This is a genomic window from Pseudomonas sp. AG1028, assembly GCF_007993955.1.
GTDB classification, from domain to species: domain Bacteria; phylum Pseudomonadota; class Gammaproteobacteria; order Pseudomonadales; family Pseudomonadaceae; genus Aquipseudomonas; species Aquipseudomonas straminea.
This window is the reverse complement of record NZ_VIVP01000008.1, coordinates 194,376-207,159: the sequence shown is the minus strand read 5'-3', so window position 1 is coordinate 207,159 and position 12,784 is coordinate 194,376. Positions and strand designations below refer to the sequence as shown.

14 protein-coding genes and 1 pseudogene are annotated in these 12,784 nt (G+C 62.7%); 10 read left to right on the top strand and 5 right to left on the bottom strand.

The window, feature by feature from the left end; genetic code table 11:
- Positions 1-17: 17 nt before the first annotated feature.
- The 5 genes from FB481_RS15210 (at position 18) to FB481_RS15190 (ending at position 4,918) form a co-directional block, all read left to right on the top strand.
- A complete protein-coding gene (locus tag FB481_RS15210; RefSeq protein ID WP_093505458.1) occupies positions 18-2,486 on the top strand; it encodes a Lon protease family protein in 2,469 nt (822 codons plus the stop codon).
- 180 nt (positions 2,487-2,666) lie between these two features.
- The gene (locus FB481_RS15205) at positions 2,667-3,008 is read left to right on the top strand and encodes a hypothetical protein (RefSeq protein ID WP_093505456.1); all 342 of its coding nucleotides are present in this window, start codon (positions 2,667-2,669) and stop codon (positions 3,006-3,008) included.
- Positions 3,009-3,190: 182 nt separating this feature from the next.
- Positions 3,191-3,679, top strand: a complete 489-nt coding sequence (locus tag FB481_RS15200; protein WP_013789835.1) for a TIGR00645 family protein — start codon at positions 3,191-3,193, stop codon at positions 3,677-3,679.
- Between the two features lie 106 nt (positions 3,680-3,785).
- Complete coding sequence (locus FB481_RS15195) at positions 3,786-4,091, top strand: DUF6482 family protein (protein ID WP_093505454.1); 306 nt, start codon at positions 3,786-3,788, stop codon at positions 4,089-4,091.
- Positions 4,092-4,300: 209 nt separating this feature from the next.
- Positions 4,301-4,918, top strand: a complete 618-nt coding sequence (locus FB481_RS15190; protein ID WP_093505452.1) for an FKBP-type peptidyl-prolyl cis-trans isomerase — start codon at positions 4,301-4,303, stop codon at positions 4,916-4,918.
- A gap of 164 nt (positions 4,919-5,082) precedes the next feature.
- Here the strand turns inward: FB481_RS15190 and FB481_RS15185 are convergent, their stop codons facing one another.
- Together FB481_RS15185 and FB481_RS15180 are read right to left on the bottom strand one after the other, a co-directional pair.
- Positions 5,083-5,310, bottom strand: a complete 228-nt coding sequence (locus FB481_RS15185; protein WP_070887188.1) for a hypothetical protein — start codon at positions 5,308-5,310, stop codon at positions 5,083-5,085.
- Between the two features lie 167 nt (positions 5,311-5,477).
- Positions 5,478-6,446 (bottom strand): polyprenyl synthetase family protein, encoded by a 969-nt coding sequence (locus tag FB481_RS15180; protein ID WP_093505583.1) that lies wholly within the window; start codon positions 6,444-6,446, stop codon positions 5,478-5,480.
- Between the two features lie 273 nt (positions 6,447-6,719).
- Here FB481_RS15180 and rplU point away from each other — a divergent pair, with 273 nt between their 5' ends.
- The 5 genes from rplU to FB481_RS15150 all read left to right on the top strand — a co-directional run bounded on the left by rplU (position 6,720) and on the right by FB481_RS15150 (position 10,475).
- Entirely contained in the window at positions 6,720-7,031 is a 312-nt protein-coding gene (gene rplU, locus FB481_RS15170) for a 50S ribosomal protein L21 (RefSeq protein WP_013789840.1), read from the top strand.
- A gap of 38 nt (positions 7,032-7,069) precedes the next feature.
- Positions 7,070-7,327 (top strand): 50S ribosomal protein L27, encoded by a 258-nt coding sequence (rpmA, locus tag FB481_RS15165; protein WP_013789841.1) that lies wholly within the window; start codon positions 7,070-7,072, stop codon positions 7,325-7,327.
- 224 nt (positions 7,328-7,551) lie between these two features.
- Positions 7,552-8,775 carry an Obg family GTPase CgtA gene (gene cgtA / locus FB481_RS15160; RefSeq protein ID WP_027909436.1) on the top strand — a complete coding sequence of 408 codons (1,224 nt, stop codon included), beginning with the start codon at positions 7,552-7,554 and terminating at the stop codon, positions 8,773-8,775.
- 99 nt (positions 8,776-8,874) lie between these two features.
- On the top strand, positions 8,875-9,993 hold the full coding sequence (gene proB / locus FB481_RS15155; RefSeq protein WP_093505581.1) for a glutamate 5-kinase: 1,119 nt from the start codon (positions 8,875-8,877) through the stop codon (positions 9,991-9,993).
- Between the two features lie 17 nt (positions 9,994-10,010).
- Positions 10,011-10,475 carry a CreA family protein gene (locus FB481_RS15150; RefSeq protein ID WP_147176936.1) on the top strand — a complete coding sequence of 155 codons (465 nt, stop codon included), beginning with the start codon at positions 10,011-10,013 and terminating at the stop codon, positions 10,473-10,475.
- 24 nt (positions 10,476-10,499) lie between these two features.
- Here the strand turns inward: FB481_RS15150 and FB481_RS23625 are convergent, their stop codons facing one another.
- From FB481_RS23625 to rpsT, 3 genes and pseudogenes are all read right to left on the bottom strand, one after another.
- Entirely contained in the window at positions 10,500-11,363 is an 864-nt protein-coding gene (locus FB481_RS23625; protein WP_372239572.1) for a methyl-accepting chemotaxis protein, read from the bottom strand.
- Positions 11,358-12,125, bottom strand: a pseudogene (locus FB481_RS23620) (MCP four helix bundle domain-containing protein); the annotation flags it as partial. The pseudogene FB481_RS23620 and the gene FB481_RS23625, both read right to left, overlap by 6 nt.
- 171 nt (positions 12,126-12,296) lie before the next feature.
- Positions 12,297-12,575 (bottom strand): 30S ribosomal protein S20, encoded by a 279-nt coding sequence (gene rpsT, locus FB481_RS15140; RefSeq protein WP_070882692.1) that lies wholly within the window; start codon positions 12,573-12,575, stop codon positions 12,297-12,299.
- Between the last annotated feature and the right edge of the window lie 209 nt (positions 12,576-12,784).

Below are 12,784 nucleotides of genomic sequence, written 5' to 3'. Positions count from 1 at the left end.
GTATTTAAGGATCCCCGATGCCCGATCCCGTTGCAGCCGGCCTGCGCCTGGCGCCCGATGCACTCACCCGTCCCTTCTCGCCCAAGCAGTTCGCCTTCACTACCACCGATGACCTGGAACCCTTCCGTGGCGTACTCGGCCAGGAGCGCGCCGTGCAGGCCCTGCAGTTCGGCGTGGCCATGCCGCGCCCCGGCTACAACGTATTCGTCATGGGCGAGCCGGGCACCGGCCGCTTCTCGTTCGTCAAACGTTACCTGCAGGCCGAGGGCAAACGCCTGGAAACGCCGCCGGATCGGGTTTACGTCAACCACTTCGACGAGCCCCGCGAGCCGCGCGCGGTGGAGCTGGCGCCCGGCACAGCCAGCGAGTTCATCGCCGACATCAACGCATTGATCGACAACCTGCTGGCCACCTTTCCGGCGGTCTTCGAGCATCCGTCGTTCCAGCAGAAGAAGAGCGCCATCGACCGCGCTTTCAACAAGCGCTACGACCAGGCGCTGGACGTCATCGAGCGTCTGTCCCTGGAGCGCGGCATCGCCCTGTACCGCGACAGCACCAACATCGCCTTCACGCCGATGCTCGACGGCAAGGCCCTGGACGAGGCCGAATTCGCCCAACTGCCGGAAACCGAGCGCGAGCGCTTCCACGCTGATATCGCTGCCCTGGAAGAGCGCCTCAACGAGGAGCTGGCCAGCCTGCCGCAGTGGAAGCGCGAGTCGAGCAACCAGTTGCGCCAGCTCAATGAGGAAACCATCACCGTGGCGCTGCAGCCGCTTTTGGCGCCGCTGTCGGAGAAGTACGCCGAGAACGCCGGTGTGTGCGCCTACCTGCAGGCCATGCAGGTGGATCTGCTGAAAAGCGTGATCGACCTGCTGATCGAGGTGGAAAAGCCCGATGCCCAGACCCGCAAGCTGCTCGAAGAGCTGTATTGCCCGAGCCTGATCGTCGGCCACCACGTCGATGGCGGCGCGCCGGTGGTGTTCGAGCCGCACCCGACCTACGACAACCTGTTCGGCCGCATCGAATACAACACCGACCAGGGCGCGCTCTACACCAGTTATCGCCAGCTGCGCCCCGGTGCGCTGCATCGCGCCAATGGCGGTTTCCTGATCCTCGAGGCTGAGAAATTCCTCAGCGAGCCGTTCGTCTGGGAGGCGCTCAAGCGCGCTCTGCAGTCGCGCAAGCTGAAGATGGAATCGCCGCTGGCCGACCTCGGTCGCATCGCCACCGTGACCCTGAATCCGGAAACCGTGCCGCTGCAGCTCAAGGTGGTGATCATCGGTTCGCGCCAGCTGTACTACGCGTTGCAGGACGCCGATCCGGACTTCCAGGAGATGTTCCGGGTGCTGGTCGACTTCGACGAGGACATCCCGCTGGCCGACGACAGTCTGGAGCAGTTCGCCCAGCTGATGAAGACCCGCACCACTGAAGAGGGCATGGCGCCGCTCACCGCTGCTGCGGTGGCTCGCCTAGCCACCTACAGCGCGCGCCTGGCCGAACACCAGGGGCGGTTGTCGGCGCGCATCGGCGACCTGTTCCAGCTGGTCAGCGAGGCGGACTTCATTCGCAATCTGGCCGGCGAGGCAGTGACCGACGCCGACCATATCGAGCGTGCGCTCAAGGCCAAGGCCACCCGCACCGGGCGCGTCTCGGCGCGGATCATCGATGACATGCTCGCCGGCATCATCCTCATCGACACCGTCGGCGCGGCCATCGGCAAGTGCAACGGCCTGACCGTGCTGGAAGTCGGCGACTCGGCCTTTGGCGTGCCGGCGCGCATCTCCGCCACGGTTTATCCGGGCGGTTCGGGCATCGTCGACATCGAACGCGAGGTCAACCTCGGCCAGCCGATCCACTCCAAGGGCGTGATGATCCTCACCGGTTTCCTCGGCAGCCGCTACGCCCAGGAATTCCCCCTGGAAATCTCCGCGAGCATCGCCCTGGAGCAGTCCTACGGCTACGTGGATGGCGACAGCGCCTCGCTCGGCGAGGTGTGCACGCTGATCTCGGCGCTGTCGCGCACGCCGCTCAAGCAGTGCTTCGCCATCACCGGGTCGATCAACCAGTTCGGTGAGGTGCAGGCGGTCGGTGGCGTCAACGAGAAGATCGAAGGCTTCTTCCGCCTCTGCGAGGCCCGCGGGCTGACCGGCGAGCAGGGCGCGATCATCCCGCATTCCAACGTGTCCACCCTGATGCTCGACGAGCGTGTGTTGCAGGCCGTGCGCGCCGGACAGTTCCATATCTACGCCGTGCGCCATGTGGATGAGGCGCTGAGCCTGCTTGTCGGTGAGGATGCCGGCACGCCGAACGACAAGGGCCATTTCCCCAAGGGCAGCGTGAACGCGCGGGTGGTCGAGCGCTTGCGCGAGATCGCCGAGATCGGCATGGGTGAGGAAGAAAAGCCCGAACAGGCCAAGGAAGCGCTCACCGCGGCGCTGCCGGAGAAGCCCAAAAAACCCCGGACGAAAAAGCCGACCGCGGAGTAGGGCCGTTGGCGGGCTGATCACTCGCCGATCGGCTCGCCCGCCACCCTTCAATCGGCGGCATGGGGTTGTTTGCACACCTGTCATGCACAAGGTTATCCACAGTTTGTGTGTATAAACCTGTCTTTGCCAGCGGGCGCTACAGGTGTAGGCTGCAGGTCTGTCTCTGCGAGGATCGCCGCCATGTCGCGTAGCCTCTGCCTGACCCGTGATTGCCTCGGCGTGACCACGCGCATCGAGTGTGTGGCGCTGCCCCTGGCGGGCGATCAAGGGCTGTGGACGCTGATCTGCGTCGCCGGCCTGACTGCCCGACAACCCTCCGCTGTCAAGGCGCAAGGCCCATTCCACGGGCCTCTGGTGGTCGAGCGCCTGCTCGATGACATTGCCGAAAGCCTCGCCGCCCAAGGTTATGGCCCCTGCCACGAACCGCTGATCTGGCGCCTGCACGCCCAGGCTCAGCTGCGCCGTTTGAATGGTGCTCACGGCGCGTCCCGGCCCGTATCGCTGTCGTGGCCCGAGAGCTGAAGCGGCAGTGTGGAACCGTTCGTAGGGCGACCGGCTGGTCAGCCCGGAAACGCACGGCAGAAAATCTTATCCACAATCACCGATAGGCCTTGAGCTTGGCCGTATTCAGCCCATGCGCCGCGGCTTGCCTGTACTTGAGCGCTGGGTATACTCGCTCGCCTGTTCACCACCTGTGAGAGCCCATGGAACGCTTTATCGAGAACGCGATGTACGCATCGCGCTGGCTGCTGGCCCCCATCTATTTCGGTCTGTCACTGGGCCTGCTGGCGCTGGCCCTGAAGTTCTTCCAGGAAATCTTCCACATCCTGCCCGGCATTTTCAGCATGGCCGAGGCCGATCTGATCCTGGTGCTGCTGTCGCTGGTCGACATGGCCTTGGTCGGCGGCCTGCTGGTGATGGTGATGATGTCCGGCTACGAGAACTTCGTTTCCCAGCTGGATATCGACGACAGCAAGGAAAAGCTCGCCTGGCTCGGCAAGATGGATTCCAGCTCGCTGAAGATGAAGGTCGCGGCGTCCATCGTGGCGATTTCCTCGATCCACCTGTTGCGGGTGTTCATGGACGCGCGCAATCATGATCCCGAGCACCTGAAGTGGTACGTGATCATCCACATGACCTTCGTGGTCTCGGCCTTTGCCATGGGTTACCTGGACAAGTTGACCAAGCACTGATCCCGTTGCCTGCGCAACGCCCGGCCTTCCCTGTGGAACGCCGGGCGTTTTGTTATCGGCGTGGTGACAATCGTATAGTGGTACTTCTTGCCTGGGAGGACATGCCATGACTCTGCCCGAATTGCTGCGAGCGGCTCGCGATGGTGCGGTGAGCGAACTCGAATTGATTTCCCTGGAAGGCGGCATCTACCTGCTGCAGATTCTCGGCGTCGAGCAACGCGCCTACCTGCGCGACGAGGCGGGGCGCAACCTGCACCTGCGCTCGGTGGAACATGCTCGTGACCTGCTCGAAGAGCTGCCGGACGTGCCGCTGTTTCTGGTGCATGCCTCGGCCTACGACGAGATGTGCGGCTTGCCGAGCGGCACTCGCGACGCCCTGCGTGTGCCGGTCGGCCTGCGCAGCCGCTGGTAAGAACCTGTTCACGATCTGCTGCGCGTCGGCCCTACGGCGTTAAAAACAGTCTCAGAATGCTCATTTACAGCACGTAAACTCCGCTTCCTCGCCTGTTTTTGCCTTGTATGGCTCTAGCTCGCTAGATCGTGAACAGGTTCTAAGGCACAGGCGACGGCGGGAGCCGTGATAGGCTAGCCGGCCTTTTTTCCTACTAGCGGAGCGGCGATATGTCCGAACTCGATCTTTCCACTGACGAAGCACGCGTCAGCTACGGCATTGGCCGTCAACTTGGTGGCCAGCTGCGCGACAACCCGCCGCCGGGCGTGAGCCTGGATGCCATTCTGGCTGGTCTGCGCGATGCTTTCGCCGGCCAGGAGAGCCGCGTCGGCGAGGCCGAACTGTCGGCCAGCTTCAAGGTAATCCGCGACGTCATGCAGGCCGAAGCCAAGGCCAAGGCCGACGCGGCTGCCGGCGCCGGCCTGGCCTTCCTGGCCGAGAATGCCAAGCGCGAAGGCGTCACCGTGCTGGCCTCCGGCCTGCAGTACGAAGTGCTGACCGCAGGCGAGGGCGCCAAGCCATCGCGTGAGGACAGCGTGCGCACCCACTACCATGGCACCCTGATCGACGGCAGCGTATTCGACAGCTCCTACGAACGTGGCCAGCCGGCGGAATTCCCGGTCGGCGGCGTGATCGCCGGCTGGACCGAGGCCCTGCAACTGATGGGTACCGGCAGCAAATGGCGCCTGTACGTGCCGAGCGAGCTTGCCTATGGCGCCCAGGGCGTTGGCAGCATCCCGCCGCACAGCGTGCTGGTGTTTGATGTCGAGCTGCTCGACATCCTGTAAGCACCTGCGAAGACTGCTGCGCGTCGGCCGTGCGGCGTTTAAAAATAGGCGAGAAGCTCATGTACGACAGTACAGTCGGTCGCGACCCCGGCCACTTCTTCGCCTATTTTCGTGGGGACGCATAGGCATTGCAGGGCTCTAGCTTGCGAGCCTTCGGATAAGTATCACGGGCGCAAGGCCCGGGCATAGCAATACAGGAACAGGCTGCGCACCAGTTCCTTGAGGATCAGCGGCTCGCTCGAGCTCAGCTCGTGCAGATCCAGGTCACCCTGTTTACGCAATTCGTCCAGTGCCTCCTCTTCGAGTACGGCGCAGACTTCGCCGGTCTCGCGGTGCAGGATGCGCAGGTAGGGATGAGGGCGGTCCAGCCAGGCGTCGATTAGATAGGTCATGCTCGCATCTCCCTGAGTGATTGGTAGATATGAGAATAATTCTTATTACTTTAATAGCAAGGTTTAATCGCACCGCTCGTCGATGGCGTGGCTGACGGAGTGGAAAGGGGCGGGCATAAAAAAGCCCGTCGCGGGGGCGGGCTTCTTGTGATGCGGTGCCTGAGTGGTCAGTGCGTGCGGGCCACGGCGAAGTGGCTCAGCTCGACCAGGGCGTCGCGGTAGACGCTGGCCGGCAGCACTTCCAGGCAGGCGATGGCACGCTCGGCGTACTGGCGTGCCTGATTGGCGGTGTAGTCCAGAGCGCCGGCGGCCTGCACGGCTTCGCGGATGCTTTCCAGGTCTTCCAGGCCACCTTTCTGAATCGCCTTGCGCACCAGGGCAGCCTGCTCGGCGTTGCCTTCGCGCATGGTGTAGATCAGCGGCAGGGTGGGTTTGCCTTCGGCCAAATCGTCGCCGACGTTCTTGCCCAGGGTGGCGGCATCGCCCTTGTAGTCGAGCAGGTCGTCGACCAGCTGGAAGGCCACACCCAGGTGATCACCGAACAGGCGCAGCGCTTCGTTCTGCTCGGCGCTCGCTTCGGCCAGTGCCGCGGCGCTCTGGGTCGAAGCTTCGAACAGCATGGCGGTCTTGGCGCGGATGACTTCCATGTAGGTTTCTTCGGTCGTGCTGGCGTCGCGAATCTTTGATAGCTGCAGCACTTCGCCTTCGGCGATCACCCGGGTGGCCTTGGAGAGAATCCGCATCACCGGCATCGAGTCGAGTTCGACCATCATTTCGAACGAGCGCGAATAGAGGAAGTCGCCGACCAGCACGCTCGGTGCGTTGCCCCACTGGGCATTGGCGGTGCTACGGCCACGGCGCATGTCGGACATGTCGACCACGTCGTCGTGCAGCAGGGTGGCGGTGTGCAGGAATTCGATGGTGGCAGCCAGCAGGCGCAGGCGTTCGTCGTTCAGGCCCAGCGCCTTGCCACTGAGCAGTACCAGCAGCGGGCGCAGGCGCTTGCCGCCAGCGGAGATGATGTAGTCGCCGATCTTCTCGACCAGCGGGACGCGGGACACCACTTGCTGACGGATAATGCCGTCAACAGCGGCGAAATCATCCGCTACCACACTGTAGAAAGTCTGGGGTTGCATCAGCGACATAAGCTCCTTGGACAGGCACTATCGGCCTTAATAGGCCCTAGTTTGCGCGGCATGCTAGGGGGCAGGGTGGGGGCTGTCAAGGCGACGGCAGGCGGCGCTTGCGCTGCTGAAGAGGCTTGCGTACAATCGCGCACCCTGAACTTCCCCCTGGGTATTTCCCTGCCTTACGCAATTGCACGGGTGTCCATCCGGCCCCGAGCAGCCATGCCAGCCAACAGTTATTCCTATAAAGCGCTGGGTGAGCAGGATCAACGGAGATTTACCATGTACGCAGTAATTGTTACTGGTGGCAAGCAATACAAAGTCACCGAAGGCGAATTCCTCAAGGTCGAGAAACTGGAGCTGGCCGCTGGCGAAGCTCTGACTTTCGATCGCGTGTTGCTGGTTGGCAACGGTGATGACGTCACCATCGGCGCTCCTGTCGTCGAAGGTGCCAAGGTTTCGGCTGAAGTCGTTTCCCAAGGCCGTCACGATAAAGTGACCATCATCAAGTTCCGTCGCCGCAAGCACCACATGAAGCGTCAGGGCCACCGTCAGTGGTTCACTGAGATCAAAATCACCGGTATTCAGGCCTGATTCATTTCGCTTGAGCCCTTTATAGGAGTATTGAACTCATGGCACACAAAAAAGCTGGCGGTAGTACCCGCAACGGTCGCGACTCAGAAGCCAAACGCCTTGGCGTGAAGATGTATGGCGGCCAGAAAATCGTTCCTGGCAACATCATCGTGCGTCAGCGCGGCACCCAGTTCCACGCTGGCTACGGCGTTGGCATGGGCAAGGATCACACCCTGTTCGCGAAAATCGAAGGCGTGATCAAGTTCGAAGTAAAAGGTGCCTTCGGTCGCCGTTACGTAAGCGTCGTCGCGGCCTAATCGCGAAGTTGCTGGAAAAGCCCCGTCCTGCGACGGGGCTTTTTTGTTTCTGTATCCTGTTGCGCCCGGTTTACCGCTTCGTCCGATTCGGCTTGCAGCAGGCGTACAGGGTTGTGGGTTCTTGCCAAACTGTCCTGGGTTGATGCGGGTGGTTTCAGGGCAATTTCGCAAGCACCCGGTGTTTCCTGTTTCAGTAACCCGCGATTATGGCGGGAGGTGTACCCATGAAATTCGTCGATGAAGTATCGATTTCTGTAAAGGCCGGCGATGGTGGCAACGGCATGATGAGCTTCCGTCGCGAGAAGTTCATCGAGAACGGCGGCCCCAACGGCGGTGATGGTGGTGATGGCGGCTCGATCTACATCGAGGCCATGGCCAACCTCAATACCCTGGTGGATTACCGCTATACCCGCCGTTTCCAGGCGCCCAATGGCGAGAAGGGTGGCAGCACCGACTGCACTGGCGCCAAGGGCGAAGATCTGATCCTGCCGGTGCCGATCGGCACCACGGTGATCGATGCCGGTACCCAGGAAGTGATTGGTGACCTGACCCAGGCCGGTCAGCGCCTGATGGTCGCCCAGGGCGGCTGGCACGGTCTGGGCAACACCCGCTTCAAGTCCAGCACCAATCGTGCACCGCGTCAGACCACGCCGGGCAAGCCGGGCGAGGCTCGTGATCTCAAGCTGGAACTGAAGGTACTGGCCGACGTCGGCCTGCTCGGTCTGCCGAACGCTGGCAAGAGTACCTTCATTCGTGCGGTGTCGGCTGCCAAGCCGAAGGTTGCCGACTACCCGTTCACCACTCTGGTGCCGAACCTGGGTGTGGTCAGCGTTGATCGCTACAAGAGTTTCGTGGTCGCCGACATTCCGGGGCTGATCGAAGGTGCTTCCGAAGGTGCTGGCCTGGGTATTCGCTTCCTCAAGCACCTGGCGCGTACCCGCCTGCTGCTGCACCTCGTGGATATGGCGCCGCTGGATCAGACCGATCCGGCCGAGGCTGCGGCTACCATTGTCGCGGAGCTGACCAAGTTCAGCCCGGCGCTGGCCGATCGTGAGCGCTGGCTGGTGCTCAATAAGGCCGACCAGATCCTCGATGAGGAGAAGGAGCAGCGCATCGCCGAGATCGTCGCGCGGCTGGAGTGGGAAGGCCCGGTCTACGTGGTTTCCGCTCTGGCGCGAGAAGGCACCGAGCAGCTGTGCTACGACATCATGGATTTCCTCGAAGCGCGCGCCGAGCGTATTCAGGAGAACCCCGAATACGCCGCCGAGCTTGCCGAGCTCGACCAGCGCATCGAAGATGAGGCGCGTGCCCAGCTGCAGGCGCTGGACGACAAGCGTGCGCTGCGCCGCTCCGGTGTGCGGGCAGTGGGCGATGTCGACGAGGACGACAGCTTCTGGGACGAGGAAGACGACGAGGACGGACCGGAAATCATTTACGTCCGGGATTGATGGACGACAGACGCCGCTTTTTAGCGGCGTTTTTGTAGGTTTGGCCGTTGCCGCCGGTGACGGCTTGCGAAAATGTGCTTCTGGCTGGGGTTGGAAAACATGCGTGACAAGGTAAGCGGTGCGCAGCGCTGGGTCGTGAAGATTGGTAGTGCCTTGCTGACCGCCGATGGCAAGGGGCTCGACCGTGGCGCCATGGCGGTGTGGGTCGAGCAGATGGTCGCGCTGCGGGCGCAGGGCGTCGAGCTGGTGCTGGTTTCCTCCGGTGCCGTGGCGGCGGGCATGAGCCGTCTGGGCTGGACGGCGCGCCCGAGTGCCGTTCACGAGCTGCAGGCGGCCGCCGCGATTGGCCAGATGGGCCTGGTGCAGGCCTGGGAGTCGAGCTTCGGCGAGCATGGTCGACGTACCGCGCAGATCCTCCTGACCCATGACGACCTGTCCGACCGCAAGCGCTACCTCAATGCGCGCAGCACCCTGCGTACCCTGATCGACCTCGATGTGGTGCCGGTGATCAACGAGAACGACACCGTGGTCACCGAGGGCATCCGTTTCGGTGACAACGACACCCTGGCCGCATTGGTGGCCAACCTGGTGGAAGCCGATCTGCTGGTGATTCTTACCGACCGCGACGGCATGTTCGATGCCGACCCGCGTAACAACCCCGATGCCCAGCTGATCCACGAAGCCCGTGCCGACGACCCGACGCTCGACGCCGTGGCCGGTGGCGTGGGTGGTGCCCTGGGGCGTGGCGGCATGCAGACCAAGCTGCGCGCGGCGCGCCTGGCTGCTCGTTCCGGTGCTCACACGGTGATCGTTGGTGGCGCCATCGAGCAGGTGCTGGCACGCCTCAAGGCGGGCGAGCTGCTCGGCACCCTGCTGGTGCCCGAGCGCGGCATGCTGGCGGCGCGCAAGCAGTGGCTGGCCGGGCACCTGCAGACCCGCGGCACCCTGGTGCTGGACGATGGCGCGGTCAAGGCGCTGGTCTCCGACCGCAAGAGCCTGCTGCCGGTTGGCGTGAAGGCCGTGCAGGGCAGCTTCCGTCGCGGCGAAATGGTGGTCTGCGTGGCGCCGGATGGTCGTGAGGTGGCGCGCGGTCTGGTCAACTACAGTGCCCTGGAGGCGCAGAAGATCATCGGTCGCCCGTCGGACGAGATCGAGCGCCTGCTCGGCTATGTCGATGAGCCGGAGCTGGTACACCGCGACAATCTGATTCTGGTCTGATCTTCTGGGAGGTGGCGATGCGTAAGCTTCTGCTGGTTGCTGTGACGCTGATAGCGCTGCCGCTGGGCGCCATGGCCGAGGAGATCGGCCAGGTTTCCACGGTATTCAAGTGGCTGGGCCCCAATGACAAGATCGTCGTTGAGGCCTTCGATGATCCCAAGGTTTCAGGGGTTACCTGCTACCTGTCGCGCGCCAAGACCGGTGGCGTGAAGGGTGGTCTCGGCTTGGCCGAGGATCGCGCCGAAGCTTCTATCGCCTGCCGTCAGGTCGGCCCGATCAGCTTTGCTGGTGAGCTCAAGGATGGCGATGAGGTCTTTCGTGAGCGTACCTCGCTGGTGTTCAAGACCATGCAAGTCGTGCGCTTCTTCGATCAGAAGCGCAACACTCTGGTGTACCTGGTCTATAGCGACCGCATCATCGAAGGCAGTCCGCAGAACGCAGTAACTGCTATTCCGATCCTGCCCTGGCCGAAAGGTAGCTGAGTCGAGGGCCTTCGCCGCCGATCATCAGATCTTGAAGCGCGTCACCAGTGCATTGAGGTCCACCGCCAGGCGCGACAGCTCCTGGCTGGAGGCGCTGGTCTGGTTGGCGCCGGCCGAGGTCTGTAGCGACAGGTCGCGGATGTTCGCCAGATTGCGGTCGACCTCCCGCGCCACCTGAGCCTGCTCTTCCGAGGCGCTGGCGATCACCAGGTTGCGCTCGTTGATCATGGCGATGGCTTTGGTGATCTGCTCCAGGGCGCTGCCGGCGGCCTTGGCGACCTCAAGGGTCGAATGGGCGCGCTGATTACTGTGCTGCATGGCAGTCACGGTTTTCTCGGTGCCGCTCTGAATGCCGCCGATCATGCCTTCGATTTCCTGGGTCGACTGCTGCGTGCGGTGGGCGAGGGCGCGTACTTCGTCGGCAACCACCGCAAAGCCACGGCCGGCTTCCCCGGCGCGTGCTGCTTCGATGGCTGCGTTGAGGGCTAGCAGATTGGTCTGCTCGGCAATCGAGCGGATCACGTCGAGCACCTTGCTGATTTCGCGAATCTGTTCGGCCAGGCGTTCCACTTCCCCGGACGTGTCGGTCACGTCGCGGGCCAGCTGGCTGATCGAGTCGACGGTTTCGCGCACCTGCTCGCGGCCGCGTAGTGCGGTGGTGTTGGACTCCTTCGAGGCTTCCGAGGTGCTCACCGCATTGCGCGCCACTTCCTCCACGGCGGCAGTCATCTCATTGACCGCTGTGGCGGCCTGATCGATTTCGGTGCTCTGCTGGTGCAGGCCGCGGGTGGAGTCTTCGGTTACCGCGTGCAGTTCCTCGGAAGCAGAGGCCAACTGGTTGGAGGAGTCGGCGATGCTCTGGATCGCCCCGTGCAGATTCTTCTGCATGGTCTGCAGGGCGCCCATCAGGCGTGCCGGCTCGTCGCTGCCGCGGATCTGGATACGTTGGGTCAGGTCGCCAGAGGCGATAACGTCGGCAGCATTGAGGGCCTCGCCCAGTGGCCGCACGATGCTCCGGGTGAGTACCAGGGCCAGAATGATAGTGACGACAAGACTGGCAACCAGGGTGGCGATGACCATCGCCACTGCGCTGTTGAAGGCGCTCTGGCTGGTGTCGGTCGATTGCTTCGCGCCCGCGTTGTTGAAGTTGGCGAGTTGGGTGATGGACGCTGCCAGTTCGTCGGCGAGGCCCACCAGTGGCCCGTTGATCAGGCTCACGGCATCGCCTGGGCGGTCGTTGCGCACGGCATTCACGACCTGTTGTTGCACATTGGCGTAGCTTTCGTAGGCGCTTCGCAGCTGGTCGTACAGTTGTCGCTCGTTGGGGCCGCTGATCAGTGGGACGTAAGCATCGAATTGGCTCGGTATGGTTTTGGCGAGCTCGTCGAGGAGGGTGAGTGTGCTCTGCCGGTCGCCTTCATTGCTCAGTATTGTCACCCGTAGGGTGAGGGCGCGCAGGCGGCTGATGCCGTTGCTGATTTCCTCGGCGGCCATTAGCGAGGGCAGCCAGTTGTCGCGCAGATCGTCCGAGGCATCGTCCATACGATTCATCTGCGACAGCGAGAAAATTCCGAGCCCCAGCACGATTGCTGCAAGCAGTGCGAACGCCAGGCTGGCACGTTTGCCAATGTCCAAACCTCTCAACCACATGACTCGTTTCCTTCCGGTCGCGCGCAGGTGTTTGCGCTATCGGTCTGGATATCGGCCGCTTCGCTTGTGGCTTGAATGGCTCTGGTGGGTTGGGCGGTTTGGGCGTGGAGGTGCTTTTCTGCAGGCAATAAAAAACCGGCCCTGAGGCCGGTTTCTCATGAAGCGGTACGCTTAGGCAGCTGCAGCTTGGCTCAGTGCTTTGACGTGACCGTTCAGGCGGCTCTTGTGACGAGCGGCCTTGTTCTTGTGGATGATGCCTTTGTCGGCCATACGGTCGATAACAGGCACAGCCAGAACGTAAGCAGCTTGTGCTTTCTCGTGGTCTTTGGCGTCGATAGCCTTGACTACGTTCTTGATGTAGGTACGAACCATGGAGCGCAGGCTGGCGTTATGGCTACGACGCTTCTCAGCCTGTTTTGCGCGTTTTTTGGCAGAAGGTGTATTGGCCACCGTCAAGCTCCTCGAAAACTAGGGGTTACTGACAAATAAGGCCGCGAATCATGCAGGCGAGCGCGGCACTTGTCAAGGTCGATACTGCGTCAGTCGTCGTCGGGCATGCGACGCGAAGGATGCTTTATCGCGTCGGCGATTCTACACTCCCGGCCGCACTGGCGTCGTCGCACCTTCGTGTGTCGGCGCGGTCTGTTGCTGGCGTGTGC